The organism is Sorangium sp. So ce1014 (assembly GCF_051521505.1).
Classification (GTDB): Bacteria; Myxococcota_A; Polyangia; order Polyangiales; family Polyangiaceae; genus Sorangium.
On record NZ_CP150356.1, the window covers coordinates 10,503,958 to 10,520,526 of the forward strand.

Annotated in this window: 15 protein-coding genes and 2 pseudogenes; 7 read left to right on the forward strand and 10 right to left on the reverse strand. The window is 69.6% G+C overall.

Annotation, left to right across the window (positions count from 1 at the left end):
- Nucleotides 1–753 carry an Hsp20/alpha crystallin family protein gene (locus WME75_RS39840; RefSeq protein WP_437481842.1) on the forward strand — a complete coding sequence of 251 codons (753 nt, stop codon included), beginning with the start codon at nucleotides 1–3 and terminating at the stop codon, nucleotides 751–753.
- A gap of 63 nt (nucleotides 754–816) precedes the next feature.
- Here WME75_RS39840 and WME75_RS39845 read toward each other — a convergent pair whose 3' ends face one another.
- From WME75_RS39845 to WME75_RS39855, 3 genes are all read right to left on the reverse strand, one after another.
- On the reverse strand, nucleotides 817–1,770 hold the full coding sequence (locus WME75_RS39845) for a DsbA family protein (RefSeq protein ID WP_437481843.1): 954 nt from the start codon (nucleotides 1,768–1,770) through the stop codon (nucleotides 817–819).
- A 124-nt stretch (nucleotides 1,771–1,894) separates the two neighbouring features.
- Nucleotides 1,895–2,578 (reverse strand): hypothetical protein, encoded by a 684-nt coding sequence (locus WME75_RS39850; protein ID WP_437481844.1) that lies wholly within the window; start codon nucleotides 2,576–2,578, stop codon nucleotides 1,895–1,897.
- A 137-nt stretch (nucleotides 2,579–2,715) separates the two neighbouring features.
- A complete protein-coding gene (locus WME75_RS39855; RefSeq protein ID WP_437481845.1) occupies nucleotides 2,716–3,180 on the reverse strand; it encodes a methyltransferase family protein in 465 nt (154 codons plus the stop codon).
- A gap of 57 nt (nucleotides 3,181–3,237) precedes the next feature.
- On the opposite strand from WME75_RS39855, the gene WME75_RS39860 reads away from it, so the two are divergent.
- On the forward strand, nucleotides 3,238–3,891 hold the full coding sequence (locus WME75_RS39860) for a TetR/AcrR family transcriptional regulator (protein ID WP_437481846.1): 654 nt from the start codon (nucleotides 3,238–3,240) through the stop codon (nucleotides 3,889–3,891).
- Between the two features lie 25 nt (nucleotides 3,892–3,916).
- On the opposite strand, the gene WME75_RS39865 is transcribed toward WME75_RS39860, so the two are convergent.
- On the reverse strand, nucleotides 3,917–4,432 hold the full coding sequence (locus WME75_RS39865) for a hypothetical protein (RefSeq protein ID WP_437481847.1): 516 nt from the start codon (nucleotides 4,430–4,432) through the stop codon (nucleotides 3,917–3,919).
- A 151-nt stretch (nucleotides 4,433–4,583) separates the two neighbouring features.
- On the opposite strand from WME75_RS39865, the gene WME75_RS39870 reads away from it, so the two are divergent.
- Complete coding sequence (locus WME75_RS39870) at nucleotides 4,584–5,627, forward strand: hypothetical protein (RefSeq protein WP_437481848.1); 1,044 nt, start codon at nucleotides 4,584–4,586, stop codon at nucleotides 5,625–5,627.
- A 137-nt stretch (nucleotides 5,628–5,764) separates the two neighbouring features.
- Here WME75_RS39870 and WME75_RS39875 read toward each other — a convergent pair whose 3' ends face one another.
- Entirely contained in the window at nucleotides 5,765–8,062 is a 2,298-nt protein-coding gene (locus tag WME75_RS39875) for a helicase-related protein (RefSeq protein WP_437481850.1), read from the reverse strand.
- A gap of 383 nt (nucleotides 8,063–8,445) precedes the next feature.
- Between WME75_RS39875 and WME75_RS39880 the strand changes: the two genes are divergently transcribed.
- On the forward strand, nucleotides 8,446–10,164 hold the full coding sequence (locus tag WME75_RS39880) for a protein kinase domain-containing protein (RefSeq protein ID WP_437481852.1): 1,719 nt from the start codon (nucleotides 8,446–8,448) through the stop codon (nucleotides 10,162–10,164).
- Between the two features lie 224 nt (nucleotides 10,165–10,388).
- On the forward strand, nucleotides 10,389–10,703 hold the full coding sequence (locus tag WME75_RS39885; RefSeq protein ID WP_437481854.1) for a hypothetical protein: 315 nt from the start codon (nucleotides 10,389–10,391) through the stop codon (nucleotides 10,701–10,703).
- A 25-nt stretch (nucleotides 10,704–10,728) separates the two neighbouring features.
- Here WME75_RS39885 and WME75_RS39890 read toward each other — a convergent pair whose 3' ends face one another.
- The 5 genes and pseudogenes from WME75_RS39890 to WME75_RS39910 form a co-directional block, all read right to left on the reverse strand.
- On the reverse strand, nucleotides 10,729–11,109 hold the full coding sequence (locus WME75_RS39890) for a hypothetical protein (protein ID WP_437481856.1): 381 nt from the start codon (nucleotides 11,107–11,109) through the stop codon (nucleotides 10,729–10,731).
- Nucleotides 11,091–11,333 (reverse strand): hypothetical protein, encoded by a 243-nt coding sequence (locus tag WME75_RS39895; RefSeq protein ID WP_437481858.1) that lies wholly within the window; start codon nucleotides 11,331–11,333, stop codon nucleotides 11,091–11,093. The genes WME75_RS39890 and WME75_RS39895 overlap by 19 nt, the downstream gene beginning before the upstream one ends.
- A gap of 4 nt (nucleotides 11,334–11,337) precedes the next feature.
- Nucleotides 11,338–11,589, reverse strand: coding sequence for a hypothetical protein (locus WME75_RS39900; protein WP_437481860.1), 252 nt, complete (start codon nucleotides 11,587–11,589; stop codon nucleotides 11,338–11,340).
- Between the two features lie 629 nt (nucleotides 11,590–12,218).
- Nucleotides 12,219–12,482 (reverse strand): annotated as a pseudogene (locus WME75_RS39905) (JAB domain-containing protein); the annotation flags it as partial.
- Between the two features lie 200 nt (nucleotides 12,483–12,682).
- Nucleotides 12,683–13,632, reverse strand: a pseudogene (locus WME75_RS39910) (integron integrase).
- Nucleotides 13,633–14,677: 1,045 nt separating this feature from the next.
- Here WME75_RS39910 and WME75_RS39915 point away from each other — a divergent pair.
- Nucleotides 14,678–15,241, forward strand: a complete 564-nt coding sequence (locus tag WME75_RS39915) for a hypothetical protein (RefSeq protein ID WP_437481862.1) — start codon at nucleotides 14,678–14,680, stop codon at nucleotides 15,239–15,241.
- Nucleotides 15,242–15,515: 274 nt separating this feature from the next.
- The gene (locus tag WME75_RS39920; protein ID WP_437481864.1) at nucleotides 15,516–16,457 is read left to right on the forward strand and encodes an abortive infection family protein; all 942 of its coding nucleotides are present in this window, start codon (nucleotides 15,516–15,518) and stop codon (nucleotides 16,455–16,457) included.
- The last annotated feature ends 112 nt before the right edge of the window (nucleotides 16,458–16,569 follow it).

Below are 16,569 nucleotides of genomic sequence, written 5' to 3' on the forward strand. Positions count from 1 at the left end.
ATGGCGGAACAGCAGCGTCAGCAGGCGGGTCAAGACGTTCCTGTGGCCAGGTCGCAGCAGGGCAAGGCTGGCAGCCAGGCGACGAGCCAGACATCGTCTCAGGGGGCCGGTGGTCAGTCCACCGGGCTGCAGCGCCAGCAAGGGGGTGGTCAGCTGGGACAGTACGGCACGGCGGGCGGGGTCTTCAGCCCGTTCACGATGATGCGCCGGGTGATGGAGGACATGGATCGCATGTTCGAGGACTTCGGCATCGGTGGGATTCTGTCGCCGTTCAGGCAGTCCCGTGCGATCGAGCAGGGCGGCGAGCGGGGTCTCTCGTCCTTCGGTGGCGGACTCTGGGCGCCGCGCATCGAGGTGGGCGAGCGCGGCGGGCAGCTCCTCGTGAAGGCCGATCTCCCGGGCGTGACGAAGGAGGACATCCGGGTGGAGCTCCAGGACGACGCCCTGATCATCCAGGGGGAGCGCCGGCAGGAGCAGCAGGAGCAGCGCGAGGGCGTGAGCTACAGCGAGCGCAGCTATGGCTCGTTCATGCGCTCCATCCCGCTGCCCGAGGGCGTGCAGCCCGACGACGTGGACGCCAGGTTCGAGAACGGCGTCCTCGAGGTCTGCCTCAAGCTGCCGCAACAGCAGCAGCGCGGCCGCACGGTGGAGATCAAGACCGGCGGCGGGTCCACGGCGCAGATGGCCGGCGGACAGGCGACGAGCGCGGGCGGCGGCCAGACGGCGCCCGAGAAGGCGAATCGGCCCAGCTGAACGGGCCTGTGTGCCGGGCAAAGGGGATCGAGGAGGTGACGCCGGCGGCGGGGCCGGCGGAGCTCACGGAGCGCCGCCCCCGCGGAGGATCGCGAGCTCCGTCTCGATCCACCGATCGAGCTCTCCCTGCAGGCTGAACAGCGCCAGATCGAACTCCCGCCCATTGACGACGATGAACGGCGTCCCCGAGAGCCCGGCGCGGTCGGCCTCGGCCTTGTCGCGCGCGATCACCCGGGCGGCGGCCTCGCCGGCCATGTCGGCGCGGAAGCGGGCCATGTCGAGGCCGACCTTCTGCGCATAGCCGAGCAGGTCCTTCTCCTCGAGCCGCTGCTGGTTCTCGAACAGGAGGCGCTCCATCTGCCAGTAGCGGCCCTGCGCGTGCGCCGCGATGGCGGCGCGCGCCGCGGGCTCGGCGTGCGCGTGCGACCGCAGCGGGTACACCTTGTGGACAAGCCGGACGTTCGGCGCGTGGCGCTCGAGCACCTCGTCGAGGAGCGGGACCGCGCGGCCGCAGGAGGGGCACTCGAAGTCCGACCACACAACGATCTGGACCGGCGCGCGCTCCGGCCCCCGGGACGGTGAGTCGGCGAGGTCGATCTTCTTCACGTTCGGACCGAACCGCACACCGTACGCGGCCTGCGCCTCGGCGGCGCTCGCCCCGCCGCGGATCTTGTCGGCGACGAGCTGCGCGGCCGGCACGCAGGCCGCGCAGGGGCGCGACTCGCGGACGCACTGCGCGAGCGACACCGCCTGATCGGAGCAAGGCGCGTAGAGCTGCGAGACGAGCTGCCACCACGTGTGACGCTCGCGGCGGACGAGCTCGGTCGTGTTCACGCCGGGCAGCTCACCCGGCTCGCCGCCGGGACCGTCGAGCGGGGCGGCGCCGGGCGGGCCGGGGAGCGGGACCGAGGAAGCGTCCGCGAACTGGGGATCCTGCCGCTCCGCGCCGCCGCACGCGACGAGCGCGACGAGCGCGGCGAGCGCGAGCCGTCGTGCACCTGATCTCGGAATGAACACGCGCGGATGCTACACCGCCGCCGCGGCCGAGCCAGGTCGAAGCGCCGCTCCGGGGCCCACGCGCCTCCCCCCGCAGGCGCTCACGGCGCCGCGCCGGCGGCGCACGCCCGGCGCCGCTGCCCCCTCAGAAGGCGCCGCCGAGGCCGAAGGTGGCACGGTCCGGCGCGAGGCCGACGTGCGGCGCGAGCCGGAGTCGCGGCGAGCGGAGGCGGATGTAATCGTAGCTCTCGGTCGTCGTGGGCTCCTCGTACTGGAGGACGGCGATGTCGACGATGTTGGCCGTGAGCAGCCCGAGGCTGCTGCCGATGAGCAGGCCAAAGAACGCGTCCCACCCGCCGCGGGAGTCCGAAGTGCTGCCGATGAGCAGGCCGACCATGCCACCGCCGACCGTGCCGCCGGCGCTGAGGCCGAGGCTGGCGAAGCCCTTGCCGAGGTGGCCGTTGGCCCAGTGGATGACCGGACCGCCGAGCACGAAGGAGCCGGCGGTCAGCCACGCGAGCGGCTCGCTCTCCGTGGCGACGGCGATGGGCAAGAGCGCGAGGGTCCCGCCGAGCACGATGAGGTGCTGCCAGCCGTACCAGACGCGCTCCGACCTGGGCTGCTCGAGCGCGGGAGCGCTCCCGGGCTGCCACGGGTAGGGGGCCGGGCTCCTCGACCACGCCGGGGGCGGCGGGGGAGGTCCGGGCGGCGAGACGTCGGCCGGCGGCGGGGCGCCGGGCGCCGGCTGCATGGCGGCCGCCTGCGCCGCCATGAACACCACGGTCGCCGCGCAACCGAGCCGCAGCACCTCGCGAAGCATGCCTGTCATCCAGCGCCCCTCTCTTCCCTCTCTCACCCCTTACGCCCTGCAGCCTCTTCTACTTCCTTTCGCTCGGCCGCTGCACCCAAATCCGGGCCCGCATCCACGCGCGCTGCGAGGGACGGCCCCTCGGGCGGCGCGCCCCGTCAGACCCAGCGCCGCGTCGACCGAGCGTAGGTCTCGTACGCAACGCCGAACCGGGCGCGCATTCGCCGCTCCTCGAACGCGATGTACCAGCGGTCGACGACCGCGACGAAGACGGCCGCGAGCAGGAAAGACGTCGCCGCGCCGCTCAGCATCGACATGCCCACGGCGGCGAGGCCCATCCCGAGGTACATCGGATTCCTGGACCACCGGAAGAGCCCATCGGTCACGAGCCGCGTCGGCTCGGCAAAGGTGTTGATCTCCGTCGCGGCCCGCGCGAACTGCGCGCGCGCCGCGATCGCCACGGCGACGCCGGCCGCGAGCGGCAGGAGGCCCGACAGTCGAACCGGCGCCGGGAGCACCGACGCGCGCGGCAGGAGGGCGTGCGTCAGCCACATGACCGCCACCACGACGAGGAGGAGGACCGGCGGGAGCAGATTGCGCGGGAATGCGTTCGAGGTGATCATGAACGGCCAGTCTAGCGATCCGCAGGATCGCGGTGACTCGCGTTGGGAAGAGCGACGATGAAGAGCCCGCAGAAGCCGCGCAAAGAGCCTCGCCAGGCGCGCTCACGCTTCCTCGTCGAGACCATCGTCGAGGCCGCAGCTCGCGTTTTCGACGCGCACGGCTACGACGGGGCGAACACGAACGAGGTCGCCAGGGTCGCGGGGGTGAGCGTCGGGTCGGTTTACCAGTACTTCCCGAACAAGGACGCCCTCGTCACCGCGCTCCACGAGCGCCACGTGCGCCACATGGTGCGAATCCTCGACCAGGTCGGCGCGGCGGCCGGCGCCCTCTCGCTGCGGGAGGCGACGGAGAGGCTCGTCGCGAGGAGCCTCGAGGTCCACCGGACAGAGCCGCGCCTGCAGCGGCTCCTCCACGCCGATCTCCCGACGCTGGAGCAACAACGCGCGCTGAGCGAGGCCAGCCGGGCGGTCCTCGACCGCACCCGGCAGCTGCTGGCGCGCCACAGCGCGGAGATCGTCCAGCCGGATCTCGATCTCGCCACCTACGTGGTCCTGCGCATGTTCGAGGAGCTCGTCCACGCGGCGGCCCTCGATCCGCCCCCGGGCGTCGAGGACGGCGCTCTCCGGCGGGCGATCTCCGACGCGCTCCTCGGCTACCTCACGCTCGCCGCAGGACCGACGCGGGCGGCGAGCCCCGCGGACCGACCGTAGACGCGACGCACGCGCCTCGCGCCGCTCACTTCACGCAGGTGCGCTTGTCCTGGTAATCACAGCTCGGCACGCCGGCATTCACCACCGTCTCGGCAAAGCCAGGATAGCAGATCGGGTCGCACGTCGCGTAAGCCCCGCTCGGGTACGGCACCGCACCACACGAGATCCGATCGTAGATCCCGGCGCAGTAGCTCGGCCCGCTCTGCGAGCCGCTCACGTACCAGCCGGGCGGACAGGCGACGGGGGCGCCGCAATGCGCGAAGGACGCCCGCGTGGCCCAGGGGATGAGCTCGCAGCGGTAGGCCTCGCCGTTCGCGCAGCCGAGCGCGCTGCCCTGGCTCAGCGACACCGAGTGCGTGTATTCACCGCTGACGCACGCCGCGCACTGCCACCCGGTCAGCGCTTGCGCCCCCGCCGCGATCGGCTCGGCCAGCGCTGCGTCCTCCCCCTCAACCGTGCCGAGGCAGCCGGCGGCTCCCGTCAGGGCCACGATCAGCCCGAGCCCAGACACCCCCATCGTCCACCGCGAGAAGCTCTCCATGCTCGTCCTCCGATGCGATCCCCCGCCACAAACGACGTGATCCCTGGAGAGGACACCGCAAGAGCGCAAGGGACGCAAGGGAAAGCGAGATCCACCTGCTGGAGGCGAGCGGGCGGATCGGCGGCGAATGCGGAGAACGCGTCCGGCGGAGATGCGTCCACCGGAGGCGCGGGCGCAGGTGAAACGGCGTCAGGGCTCGATCTTCCTCGCCGGTCAGCTCTACATGGACATGACCTTCGGCGAGTTCACTCTCACGACCGTCGAGGAAGGGTTTTATCTGGTCAAGGTGAACCCCGACTTCTCGATCGCCCTTGCGGCCAGAGTCACTCTCGAAGGCAGCTCTCCTCTGAGCACGATGGCGGTTGACGCGAATGGCGACGTCGTCGTTGGCCTCGGCGTGTACAACGACGACGCATCCGTACAAAAACCTCGGATCATGAAATTCTCTGGGTCGACCCTCGGAGAGATCTGGCGCACGACGTTCGAGCACGACATCAGCCAGGGATACACGATTGCCCTCACGTTCAATCGTGGCGGTGAGATCCTGGCTGGTGGCGCGTTTACTGGAATACTCACGATCGGAGAGACAGAGCTCGAAAAGGCTGGAGGGCAGGACGACCCAGCTGTCTACAACGGCTGGCTCGCCTGGCTCGACCCGGAGAGCGGCGATCCTCTGCGCGCGCTCCGCTTTGGCGGGGCGACCTTCGACTATGTGAAGGACCTGAAGTCGACCGCCTCTGGACGCCTCCTCCTCCTCGCCTCACAGACGTCGACATCGACCTTCCTCGATCATACGGACACCTTCGACGAGGAAAGGTCGGAGTCTGTCCTCTATGATTTCGAGGACAGTGAGACTGTGCACTGGGCGAGCCGGCTCGGCGGACCAGACTATTTCGGCAACGCGCTGGCCCTCGGCGGCGATGGTCAAAGCTACGTGGCCGGTCGCTTCGGCTGGCTCGGCACGGAGGAAGATGCAAAAGGAGGGCGCCTCACGCGCTTTGCGGCAGACGGAACGAAGGGTGAGAGCGTCGAGCTCGCGACCGGTAACCCGAACGGTCTGACGCACGTCGCGGTCGATACGAAAGGCGGCGTCTGGGTCAGCGGGGCCTGGGAAACGGCCTTCGATTTTTCAGGAAAGAGCTACGCTCCGCCGACCGATGGCGGACAGTTCGTCCTCCGGAAGAAGGGATTCTAGACGAACGCGCGCGTCGCGTCTCCCCTCGCGACGTCGAGAGGTTCCTCGATCCGAGCGCCAGTGATGCCGAAAAGGGGACGTCTGCACGGCGATCCTCGTGCCTCCCGCAGGCTGTGGAGTGAGCGCGGCCCCCTCTCCTACCCCAGCAGCGACGCCGCGACCCCCACCGCCTCCCGCGCCCGGCACCCCATCCAGCCCGAGAGCCGCTCCGCCGGCTCGCCGCTCGCGAGCGCGCGGTGCACCCGCTCGGCCACGTCCGCGCGGAGCGCCCGCGTCCCGAACACCGGGTAGCCGATCGCCGCGTACGCCCTGGGATCCACGCCCCGCGCGACGGGCACCGACACGGCGCCGGGGGCCGGGCACGCGGGCACGCAGCCCCGGCCGAACCAGGCCGCGCACAGCGCGAGGCGGCGCTCCAGCGCGCCGCGCCGGAGCAGTTGCTGCACGTAGATCACGCGCTCGCCCACCTCGATGCCGCGCGCCTTCAGCAGCGCGAGGTCCTCCGGCGCGAGCTCCGCGATCTGCTCCTCCGCGTCGCGCGCCGCCGCCGTCCCGAGCCCCTGCTCCAGCTGGTAGACGATCCCGCGCGCCGCGCCGGGGAGCGCGCGCACCTCGGGCGATCGCAGCGGCCCGAGGAGCTCCTCGACGAGATCGCGCGCGAACGCCACGAGCCGCCGGAGCACGCGCGATCGCGCCCCCGCGCCGAGGTCCTCGAGCTCCGCGAGCCGCACGTCGGGCAGGAGCAGCGTCGGGCCGCGCGCGAGCTGCCCGAGCGGCTGCTCGCCGTCGGCGATCCGCCCGCCCGCGTCCACGGAGAAGCGCTCGTGCGGCGCCCCCACGATCGCCTCGACCCAGCGCGCCCGGTCGTCCTCGGGCGCCGTCGCCGCCGGCCCCGGCGCGAGCAGCGCCCGCAGCGCCGCGATCCGCGCGAACGGGTGCCCCGCCTCCACCGCCGGCGGCGGCTCCGCCTCGGCCCGGCGCGCGCCCGAGGGCGCCCGCGCCCGCGCGCCCCGCGCCGCGCCGCCGCCCCGCTCGACGAACCGCTGCACGAGCCGCTCGTGGAGCGCGTCGCTCAGGCGGTCCTCGATCGCCCGCGTGCGCTCCTGCCACGCCGCCGCGTCGCGGACCCAGCGGCCGTGGTTCGAGATGTAGGTCCACGTCCTGATCGACGCGATCCGCGTGATCAGCGTGTCGATGTCGCCGCCCGCGTCGTCGATCTCGGCCACCCGCGCCGCCATCCAGTCGGTGTCGAGCGCCGCGCTCGGGCCCGAGAGCTGCCCGTAGATCTCGGCGAGGAGCGCGACGTGCGACTCGAACAGGAGCTTGCGGAAATCGGGGATGCGGCAGACCTCCCAGAGCAGCCCCACCGCCTCGCTGCCGCGCGCGCGGGCTCGAACCGCCGGGTCCCCGGCGAGCCGCGTCAGGGCGGCCGTGTCCTCGGCGTCGTCGACGAGCTTCAGGCTGCGGGCGCGCGGCCGCTGCCGGAGCGACGCGAGGAGCGCGTCGATCGAGCTCGGATCGAGCTCGCTGCTGCGCCAGAGCAGCCGCCGCAGCGGCGGGAAGCGGTGCGCCTCGATGGCGGCCGCGACGCCGTCGGGGAGCGACAGCGGCGCGACCGTGCCGAAGGTCCCGTCCGCGAGGTGCCTGCCCGCGCGGCCGGCGATCTGCGCGAGCTCGGCGGGGTCGAGGTCGCGCACGTCGCGCCCGTCGAACTTGCGCAGCGCCGCGAACGCCACGTGGCGCACGTCGAGGTTGAGCCCCATGCCGATCGCGTCGGTCGCGACGAGGTAGTCGACCTCGCCCGACTGGAACAGCGCGACCTGCGCGTTGCGCGTGCGCGGCGAGAGCGCGCCGAGCACGATCGCGGCGCCGCCTCGCTGCGCGCGCAGCCGCTCGGCGATCTCGTAGACCTGGGCGGTCGAGAACGCGACGACGGCGCTGCGCGGCGGCAGCCGCGAGAGCTTGCCGGCGCCGGCGCTCGCGAGCCGCGAGAGCCGCGGGTGCTGGACGACCCTGGCGGTGGGCACGAGCTCGGTCATGAGGGGCCGCATCGTGTCGGCGCCGAGGAACCACGTCTCGCGCCGGCCGCGCGAGAGGAGCAGCCGCTCGGTGAACACGTGGCCGCGCTGGTCGTGCGCGGCGAGCTGGATCTCGTCGATGGCGAGGAAGTCGACCTCCAGATCCGTCGGCATCGCCTCGACGGTGCACACCCAGTAATCCGGCCGCCTCGGCACGCGCTTCTCCTCGCCGGTCACGAGCGCGACGCGGGCCTCGCCGACCCGGGTGGTCACCCGATCGTAGACCTCGCGCGCGAGCAGCCGCAGCGGCAGGCCGATCATGCCCGAGTCGTGCGCGAGCATGCGCTCGATGGCGCGGTGGGTCTTGCCGGTGTTGGTCGGGCCGAGGACCGCGGTGATCGGGGAAGCGTCCACCATGCCACGCGCAGCTTAGTACCGGACGCCGCAAAGATTCCCCTGCGGCGGCGAGGGGGCGCGCGCGGCGGCCTTTCGGATGGACGGGCTCTGCCGTGGGCGGCGGTGCCGGAGAGCGCGCGGCGGCGGAGCGTGCACACCGGCGGAGAGCTCGCGCCGGCCGGGAGTGCGCGCCGGCGGAGAGCGCGCGGCGGAGAGAGCTTGCGCGCCCCCGAGGAGAACATGCGACAGCGGACCGCTCGCGCTCGGTCTTCGTCGCGTCACCGCGCCCGTGGCATGATGGGGCGAGATGCCAGCCGTTGTAAGAATCGCGACACTCGGCCCCGCCTCTGCTAGACCCCGGGGGCCCGGACGCATGGACACTCGGACGCGGAAGGCTCGTACGCATGCTGTCGCTTGAAGCGGGGAGCGTCGTCGGTGGGAAGTATCGCCTGGAGCGGCCGCTGGCGGGCGGCGCCATGGGCCTGCTCTGGGTGGCGCGGCACCTCCAGCTCGAGGTCGAGGTCGCGATCAAGTTCATGATGCCGCAGCACGCCGACTCCCCTGTCGCGCGCGCGCGGTTCGAGCGTGAGGCGAAGGCGTCTGCCCAGCTCCGGACGCCCCACGTGGTCCACGTCTACGATTATGGGCTCGAGGGCGACACGCCCTATCTCGCGATGGAGCTCCTCGAGGGCGAGGACCTCGCGGCGCACCTCGGGCGCCGCGGGCGCCTCACGCCGGCCGAGACGCTCGGCATCCTGAGCCAGGTGTGCAAGGCCCTCCGCCGCGCGCACGAGGTGGGGCTCATCCACCGCGATCTCAAGCCGGCGAACATCTTCCTCGCGCGCCAGGGCGAGGAGATCGTCAAGATCCTCGATTTCGGGGTCGCCAAGGCGATCGGCACCGGGGTGGCCGCCGACGCGACGAAGACTGGCACGCTCATCGGCTCGCCGCATTACATGAGCCCGGAGCAGGTGCGCCGGAGCAAGACGATCGACTTTCGCAGCGATCTCTGGTCGCTCGGCGTGATTATCTTTCAATGCCTGACGGGCCAGCTGCCCTTCCCCGGCGAGGAGCTCGGCGACGTGCTCGTGGAGATCTGCACGGGCGACATCCCTGTCGCCTCGCAGCTCGCGCCCGAGCTCTGGCCCGAGCTGGATCGTTTCCTGGAGCGCGCGCTCAAGCGCGAGCCCGCAGAGCGCTTCCAGAACGCGAACGAGCTCGCCCGTGCGTTCGCCTCGGCCGTGCAGCGCACGGCGGTCCCGGAAGCGCGCGACGCGCTGGATTCCGCCGAGGCGCTGGCACAGGGCGGCCTGCTGGCTCAGGGTGGCCTGCCGGCTCATGGCAGCGTGCCGGCTCATGGCAGCGTACCGGCTCACGGCAGCGCGCCGGGCTCCGGCGGCGCGCCGGCTCACGGTGGCGCGCCGGCTCACGGCGGCGCGCCGGGCTCGGGCGGCGCGCCGGGCTCGGGCGGCACGGTGGCCCTCGATGACGCGGTGGTCCCCGGCGGCACGGTGGTGGCGGGAGGAGGGACGGTGGTCGCGGACCGCATGCGGGTCCCGGGCGGCGTGCCAGGCCCGGGCGGCACGCTGACGGCGGGCGGCACGCTGGAGGCCGTGGGAGGCGCCCTGCCCCCGCAGGTGGACCGCCGCTCCTCGTCGTCGCGGACGCTGCTCGCCGTGGCCGCCAGCGTCCTGACGGTCGGCGCGGGGATCGCCGCGGTTGTCCTGCTCCTCTCGCCTGCTCCGGACCTGCCCGCCACGCCGGCGGCGGCGCCCTCGCTGGGCGCCACGGAGACCGCCGAACCGCCCGCCCTTGTGGCGGAGGAGCCCGCTCCGCCGCCTCCAAGCGCGAGCGCTCTCCCCACCGCCTCGGCATCGGCGGCCCCGGCCGCCGCGGACCCCTCCCCGACCGCCGCGGACTCCTCTCCGACCGCCGCGGACCCCTCCCCGGCCGCCGCGGACTCCTCCCCGGCCGCCCCGGCCCCCTCCCCGGCCGCCCCGGCCCCCCCACCCGGCGCCGCGAAGGCCACCCTCAAGCCGGCGCGCCCGCCCGCCAAGCGGCCCTCCCCGGCCGCGCCCTCCAACAAGAGCGCTACCCAGAAGGATCCCACCTTCGGCTTCTGAACGAGACGAATGCCCGGGATTCCGCTGTTCGCCGGCTTCCGGGGCTGCGTGCAGGCCGACGCGTCGAGCGGCTCGCGGAGGCTCACAGCGCAGTCCTCGGCCACCGTTCCGTCGCCGCCGCGCACGTCGGCGGCCGGATCGCGACGCAGCAGGTCCTCGTCGCCCGCGTCGCCGCCGCCCACCCCCAGGCGCAGCGCGTCGCCGTCTTCCCCGCGATGCTCGGCGTGACGACGTGGCGCTTCATCGCGACGCACGAGGACGCTTACGCCGCCGGCACGGTCGACCTGCTCGGCGGCGCGCCGACCGAGGAGCGCCGGGTCGCGCGCGCGCCCAGCGGCCCTGTCCCCGCCCGTGTCGCGGCCGTCCCCACCGTGCGTGAGGCGCTCGCCTGGGCTCGCTTCCCCGTGGTCCGCCACGCCCCCGCCGGCGACGGCGGAACCACCGTGCGCGTCGCCGACCTCCCCTACCCCCTGCGCGGCGGCCCGACGCTCGAGTTCATCGTCGACATCGCCCCCGACGGGTCGAACAGCGCGATCTAGGTGCGAGGCCCATCTCTCAAGCAGGCTATTGCGAGCCGAGCTTCGCAGCAGCCTCAGCTTGCGCGCGAGTGAGGAGGTCATTGACGCGAAGCTTCTCAGCCCACATGCTGAGATATTGGTCGTTGATCTCGGCCCCGCTGACTCGAAGCACCTCGACGATGTCACGCCACTGCTTGGACGAGACCTCACCACCTTCGCGGTACCAGAGCAGCTTCCGGAGGATGGTATCTTCCGGAGCCTTGACAAACAGCTCCTCTCCGCTCGCGCGGACCTTGACTTTTCGCCGGCGACTGAACTCGACCTCATCGTAGGGGCTCGGCCCGAGAGCGAAGATATCGATCTTCGTCACCATCGGCAGGTAGAAGATGTTCGCGCAGCTCCCGCGGGTCAGGGCGTCGCGAAGCACGTCTTGATCCACCTCGAAGTCCGGGCCGAGCAGCTCCGCGAACGCGCCACATGACGGGGCATCATCGCGACGACCAGATCGATATCGTTCGTCGCGCGCGGCTCACCTTGGAGAGAGCTCGCGAGGCTGCCGCCGATGAAGCACTCGCAGCCAAGGCTCTCGAGCGCGGCGGCGACGCGCAACGCCACGTCGAGCGCGGAGACGACATCCGTCGAGCTGCTCATGACGTCACGTGGCGTCGGCCGGCACGTGACCGAACAGTCGGCGCGCGCAGTCGTGCCCGTACAGTCTCACCGTGAGGCGAACGCGAAGCTCCTGTTCGTCCGCCCCAGGGTGGCGAGCACGGATGCTCGCGAGGGCGAGTTCACGGACCGCCTGGCTCAGCCGCATCGCAGCCTCGAGCCGCTTTTCCGGAGGCATGCGCCGGAGCAGCTCGTGGTAGCGTGCGTCCGCTTGCGGCGAGGTGTCGACCATCGACATACAACATGAGTCTAGCAGAAACCGCTCGCACGGGAAGGGCTCGCCGCCGGTCGCGCCGAAAGTCGGTGACCATGGGCCGCCTTCGCTTCCTCGATGAACTCCAGTGCCTTCCGCATGCGCTCGACTCTCTCGGTGGGAGTCAGGCGCAGATTCTCGGCGATGAGCGATGCATCAACGCCGGAGGGGACTCTTTCGAGGTTCCGCTGGTCCCAGCTCTTCTCGGCATCGGAAGGTTCAGCCTCTGCTCGTTCCGCTTGGCGGTCATGCATCGGCTTCGGGCTCCTGACCCGCTGTACCACGGCGGCGGTCCCTGACGACAGCGAGCGGGAATGGCCGCCGAGGCTGACCGGCTGCCGTCACCCTGAGCGCGTACGCCCGTCGCAGTCGTCCCGCCTTGGACGTCGCCGCGGCCGGAAGCGGCGCCACGGCGCGATCTGCTTCGGGGTCGGATCCCGCGGGCGCTCCACGTGCTCCAGCGCCTCGTGCCGCTGCCGGTCGCGTCGCTGCCGGAGGCACGCGGAGCTGCCGGCCGGGGCGGTGAGCTGGGGGCTGGCTGCTGGATGCGCAGGGACGCAGCGCGCCGCCGGCGGGGCGCTGCGCCCCCGCGAGGGCCTACTCGTGGACGGCGGGGCGGCGTAACGGCCGCTGGGCGTGACGATGACGTGGGCCTTGAGCGGGACTTCCAGCTCCGCGGAGAGGTGGCGCAGCTCCAGGGTCATCGCTTCGTCCTCGCGGGTCGGCGTCGGGTCGCCGCTCGGGTGGTCATGGGCCAGGACGAAGCTGTGGGCTGCCATGTCCAGCGCCGTGCGCAGGACGGTGGAGCGGCCGACGTAGAGGGCGTCGTCGGAACCGCGGGCGAGCAGGCGCGTCTCGCGGACGCGGCCGTGGGTGTTGCAGGGGCACTCCTTCGCTTCCGAGGGGTAGGGCATCGAGGGCCCGCTCGCGCCTTCGTCCGGTGTAGCGACCGAACGGTCCTGCGCTGGCCTCCTTGACAAGGTGGGGCATCCTTCGGATACGCTATCTTTCCACGATGCATGGGGGCGGTACGTGGGGGTGGGGTCGGAGTTCAAGGCGCTCCACGCGGAAGCGGCGATCAGCGGTCGAGAGGACTGATCACGCCCAGAGGGCCGCGGTCGACGATGTGGGTGTAGACCATCGTGGTCCGCACATCCTTGTGGCCGAGCAATGTCTGAATCGTCCGGATGTCGGTGCCCGCCTCGAGCAGGTGGGTCGCGAAGCTGTGGCGGAGGGGTTGGCATGTCGCGCGCTTGGTGAGCCCCGCCGCGCGTCCGGCATCGTGCACGGCCCTTTGCTCCGCCGATTCGTGCAGGTGGTAGAGGACCTGTCGACCAGTCGCTGGATCGGTGCAAGGGCGAGAGGCGGGGAAGAGGTACTGCCAGGCAAGGCTCGTGGCTGCTCCTGGCATCTTCGCTCGCAGAGCGTGGGGCAGGTCGACCTCGCCGCGGCCAACCGCGAGTTCCTTCCTGTGCCGTCGCGCCACGGTGTCGAGCTGGGCCTGCAGCTCGTCGCGCGCCCGAGCGGGGAGCAAGGCCGGCCGGTCGTGCTGTCCTTTCCCGCGGCGCACCATGATTTGCCATCGATCGAGATCGACGTCTTTGACGCGAATCGAAAGCGCTTCGAGGAGGCGGAGGCCGCTTCCATAGAGGAGCTCGCCGATGAGTCGAAAAGGTGGGATCAGGTGCTCGAGCAAGGTGAGAGCGTCCCGTCGCGAGAGAACCGTGGGAAGGTGCTCCGGCCGGCGGGCACGTTCGAGCGCTTCGAGCCGGGGTATCGCAGGTCGAGGACCCGTTTGCCAAGGAAGAGGAGCGCGCACAGCGCTTGGTTCTGCGTGGACACCGCGCTGCGGCGCGCGACCGCAAGATCGTTGAGGAAAGCCGTGACCTCTTCCGCGCCCATCTGCCGTGGGTGCTTGCCGCGATGGAAGCGAATAAATGCCCGGATCCAGTGGACATACGCCTCTTCTGTACGCGGAGAGTCATGCAGGCGGCGGAGGGTGGCGCGTACGGCTTCGATGAGGGTCATGTGGATGCTTCCGAGTGGTTGGGACCGGTTCGTCGGACCCGCATTGACCCTTATCGGCGCAGGGCGGCGCGAGTTGCGGCGGCCGGCGGATACTTCGGCCGCAGTTCGGTCGCCCGCGGCAATTTATTACAAACACGCATTTTGCTTCGCGGTGCGCCGTCGGCGTCCGAAGCCCATCAACGGAGATACGTAGTTATGCAGCGGCGGCCTATCTCCGGAGATGCGCAGATAGCCTGCGGAAGATCGCGACCTATCCACGGGAATACGAAGATCTGCCATGGGGCGCCGCGACTCATCTGCGAGAATACGGGGATAGGGCGCCACTGTTCGCAGCCTACATGCGAAAACGCGAAGATATGTCGCGCAGCACAGCTGATTGCGACGTTGGGCGGAAGAAGGAGACGACCCACAATCTGGGCTCGGTGCTGCGGAACCAGGTGAAGACCATCAGGGCTACATGAGCGACGGCCTCTTTAACGACATATACCGGCACGCGAACTATAAGACGCGCGAACCTCGCGAGGTCGTATTGACGGCTGCGCTCTCGTATTGCCTTGAGATGGTTCCAATGTTCCGAACAGAGCTCCTGCGAACTGCGTGTAGCTCAGCCGGAGTGTCGATGCCCCGCGGGCCGGTTCCGGCGTTGGTTCACCTCGCTCATCAACGGACCTACCGTCGTTCCGACGGCACGCAGGACTCGTCATGTGGCTTTGATCGCCCCGATGTAGTCGTCGAGTACCCAAACGGCTCGCTTGTGTGTGCCATCGAATGTAAGCTTCGAGCTATCATCACAGAACAGCAAGCTGCACGCTATTCGATGCAGCTTCTTGCGTCTGCTCGGAGCGCGCGTCGCTTACTGATCGGAATTGCAAGCGACACCCAGGCAAGACCAAATTGCGTCACCGATGTCGGCTGGGCATCGCTCAGCTGGACGCATGTTGATGACCTCGCCCGGCGTGTGCACGACAGGCTGGACGGTCGAACCCATGGTGTGTCGAGGTATTTACTTACGGAGTTCCGCCGACTGCTTACCAAGGAGGGTCTCGTGTTTGAGGGCTTCGGAACTGATCACCTGGGCGAGGGAGCCGCTCGCGCACTGTCCGCATATCAGGCCTGGTACGAGCTCGTCAGAATGGCTCGCGATCAGGTCTCCGGTCTGATCGCTCCGAGGAACGGCGAACGCCAGCGCCTTGCGAGGAACTTCAACGGGGTCGGCTTCGAGGCCATCTCTACGTCGTGGGACCGGCGCAAGGTTCGCCGCACCAGGATGAACATCTGGCTTGGCGTCTACGCGTATGAAGGGGACACGTACTACCCGGCAGACTGGTATCCCGGTGTTAACCTCTGGTTCGCTAGACATCCTGCTCGCCTACGCATCGTGAGTGATCGAGCGTTCCTGCGAGTAACCGAGCGTTTTTGTAAGCGGACGGGCTTCGACTTTGATGGCGAGGAGTTCGCAATTCGAGGCGATAGCGTACCGGCAAAAAGCATCTTAAAGGGAGCAAAAACACCGGCCGCGCAACAAGCGTCCGTCATCGAGCACTGGAAACGCCAATTAACACTTCTGAACGGAGGGGACTGCGTGCAGCTCCTGCTGGACTACAAATGACCGACACACTAACTCCGCCCATCGGACCGCTGCGCCCGACGGTTCGCGCAGCCTCGATCTGCTCGGCATCACGGCCCGCAGGTGACCGGCTATGTGTTGGGCATTGGGCGGACCGTAGCCATGCACCACGCGCGGTCGGAACAATCAGTCGACGAGTCCAAGACCCAGCCGGGGCATCCTTAGGACACGAGGATGCGAGTTCAAAACCAGTCGGACTTCCTCGATTTTATGTTGGTAGCCAGCGAGCGTCGATGCTTTGACGGAGAGGGCCGCCATGGTAGAAGACCAAGACGAGCAGGGAGATACGGTGGACGGCGCGGATCTTAGCCACGTGCTCAGAGAACTCTCAATAGCCACAGACGCCGTAGTGCAGCGAGACGCCGCGACAAGAGAGCAAGTCAAGACCCTCGCGAACCGACTGCTTGAAGAAGCACGCCGCGCACATGTCTATGCGGCCACGTCGAATTTTGACCTCGTTGAAGACACATACGGGCAGGGACACGGTGTGTATGGATACTTGGCCGTTGGTCCCCATGGTTTTCACCTCGCAACCCGCGCAGAATGGGAAGACATCACGGAGCATTCACTCGCCCCCGACGGCGCGGAGCTCTACTCTGTGCTAGCTCTTGAAAACTGGCCCGTCGAATGGCTGAGGTTGATCGTCGAGCGGAACCTGATGCATCAGCTAGCCCAGTGTCTGTTGACTGCCATACAAGATCAGATTGCGGACCCAAAAAAGAACGCCGCGCTTCCGCCAGACATGCAACAGCCTTCGCCAGGTGTTGTCGCCATAGCCGCGCAATTAGGTTTCGCAAAAGTCATCGACGTTTGGCGAGAGACGCAGCGCGAGCTTGTCGCGAATCCAACTGGTGCACTCCGCGCCGCCTGCGTTCTTCTGGAGACCGTCTGTAAGCACATACTTCACGAGCGTCGTGTCCCACTTCCTTCGACCCCGACTCTCCCAAACCTGTACAAGGCAGCCGAGAAAGAACTGAAGATGGACGATGACGAACGAACGCTTGCTACGGGACTACGAGCAGTGGTCGACGGAATTGCTCACGGGCGGAGCCATCGCTCCAATGCACATGGGGCAGGCCCCCAAGATATCGCGCCCTCGGGCTCGCACGCTGAGCTTGCAGTCACCGCATCCGGAGCACTCGCTGTGCACTTCATGAAACTCTTGTCTGAACGGTTAAAGTCGACCACGAATGGATAGCAGGTAACCCTGCGCGCAAGACAAACTTATATGTGCCGCCCAACAGCGCGTTGCACCTGACCAGCCCTGCGCTTACGCTACGGCCTGGCAGGTGAACGCCAAACGTTAGCCC

What these genes read in the sequence shown, in the direction of transcription:
- WME75_RS39840 (WP_437481842.1), top strand. Translation starts at nt 1, where the DNA reads ATGGCGGAACAGCAGCGTCAGCAGGCGGGTCAAGACGTTCCTGTGGCC.
- WME75_RS39850 (WP_437481844.1), bottom strand. Translation starts at nt 2,578, where the DNA reads ATGACAGGCATGCTTCGCGAGGTGCTGCGGCTCGGTTGCGCGGCGACC.
- WME75_RS39855 (WP_437481845.1), bottom strand. Translation starts at nt 3,180, where the DNA reads ATGATCACCTCGAACGCATTCCCGCGCAATCTGCTCCCGCCGGTCCTC.
- WME75_RS39860 (WP_437481846.1), top strand. Translation starts at nt 3,238, where the DNA reads ATGAAGAGCCCGCAGAAGCCGCGCAAAGAGCCTCGCCAGGCGCGCTCA.
- WME75_RS39865 (WP_437481847.1), bottom strand. Translation starts at nt 4,432, where the DNA reads ATGGAGAGCTTCTCGCGGTGGACGATGGGGGTGTCTGGGCTCGGGCTG.
- WME75_RS39870 (WP_437481848.1), top strand. Translation starts at nt 4,584, where the DNA reads ATGCGTCCACCGGAGGCGCGGGCGCAGGTGAAACGGCGTCAGGGCTCG.
- WME75_RS39875 (WP_437481850.1), bottom strand. Translation starts at nt 8,062, where the DNA reads ATGGTGGACGCTTCCCCGATCACCGCGGTCCTCGGCCCGACCAACACC.
- WME75_RS39880 (WP_437481852.1), top strand. Translation starts at nt 8,446, where the DNA reads ATGCTGTCGCTTGAAGCGGGGAGCGTCGTCGGTGGGAAGTATCGCCTG.
- WME75_RS39895 (WP_437481858.1), bottom strand. Translation starts at nt 11,333, where the DNA reads ATGAGCAGCTCGACGGATGTCGTCTCCGCGCTCGACGTGGCGTTGCGC.
- WME75_RS39900 (WP_437481860.1), bottom strand. Translation starts at nt 11,589, where the DNA reads ATGTCGATGGTCGACACCTCGCCGCAAGCGGACGCACGCTACCACGAG.
- WME75_RS39920 (WP_437481864.1), top strand. Translation starts at nt 15,516, where the DNA reads ATGGTAGAAGACCAAGACGAGCAGGGAGATACGGTGGACGGCGCGGAT.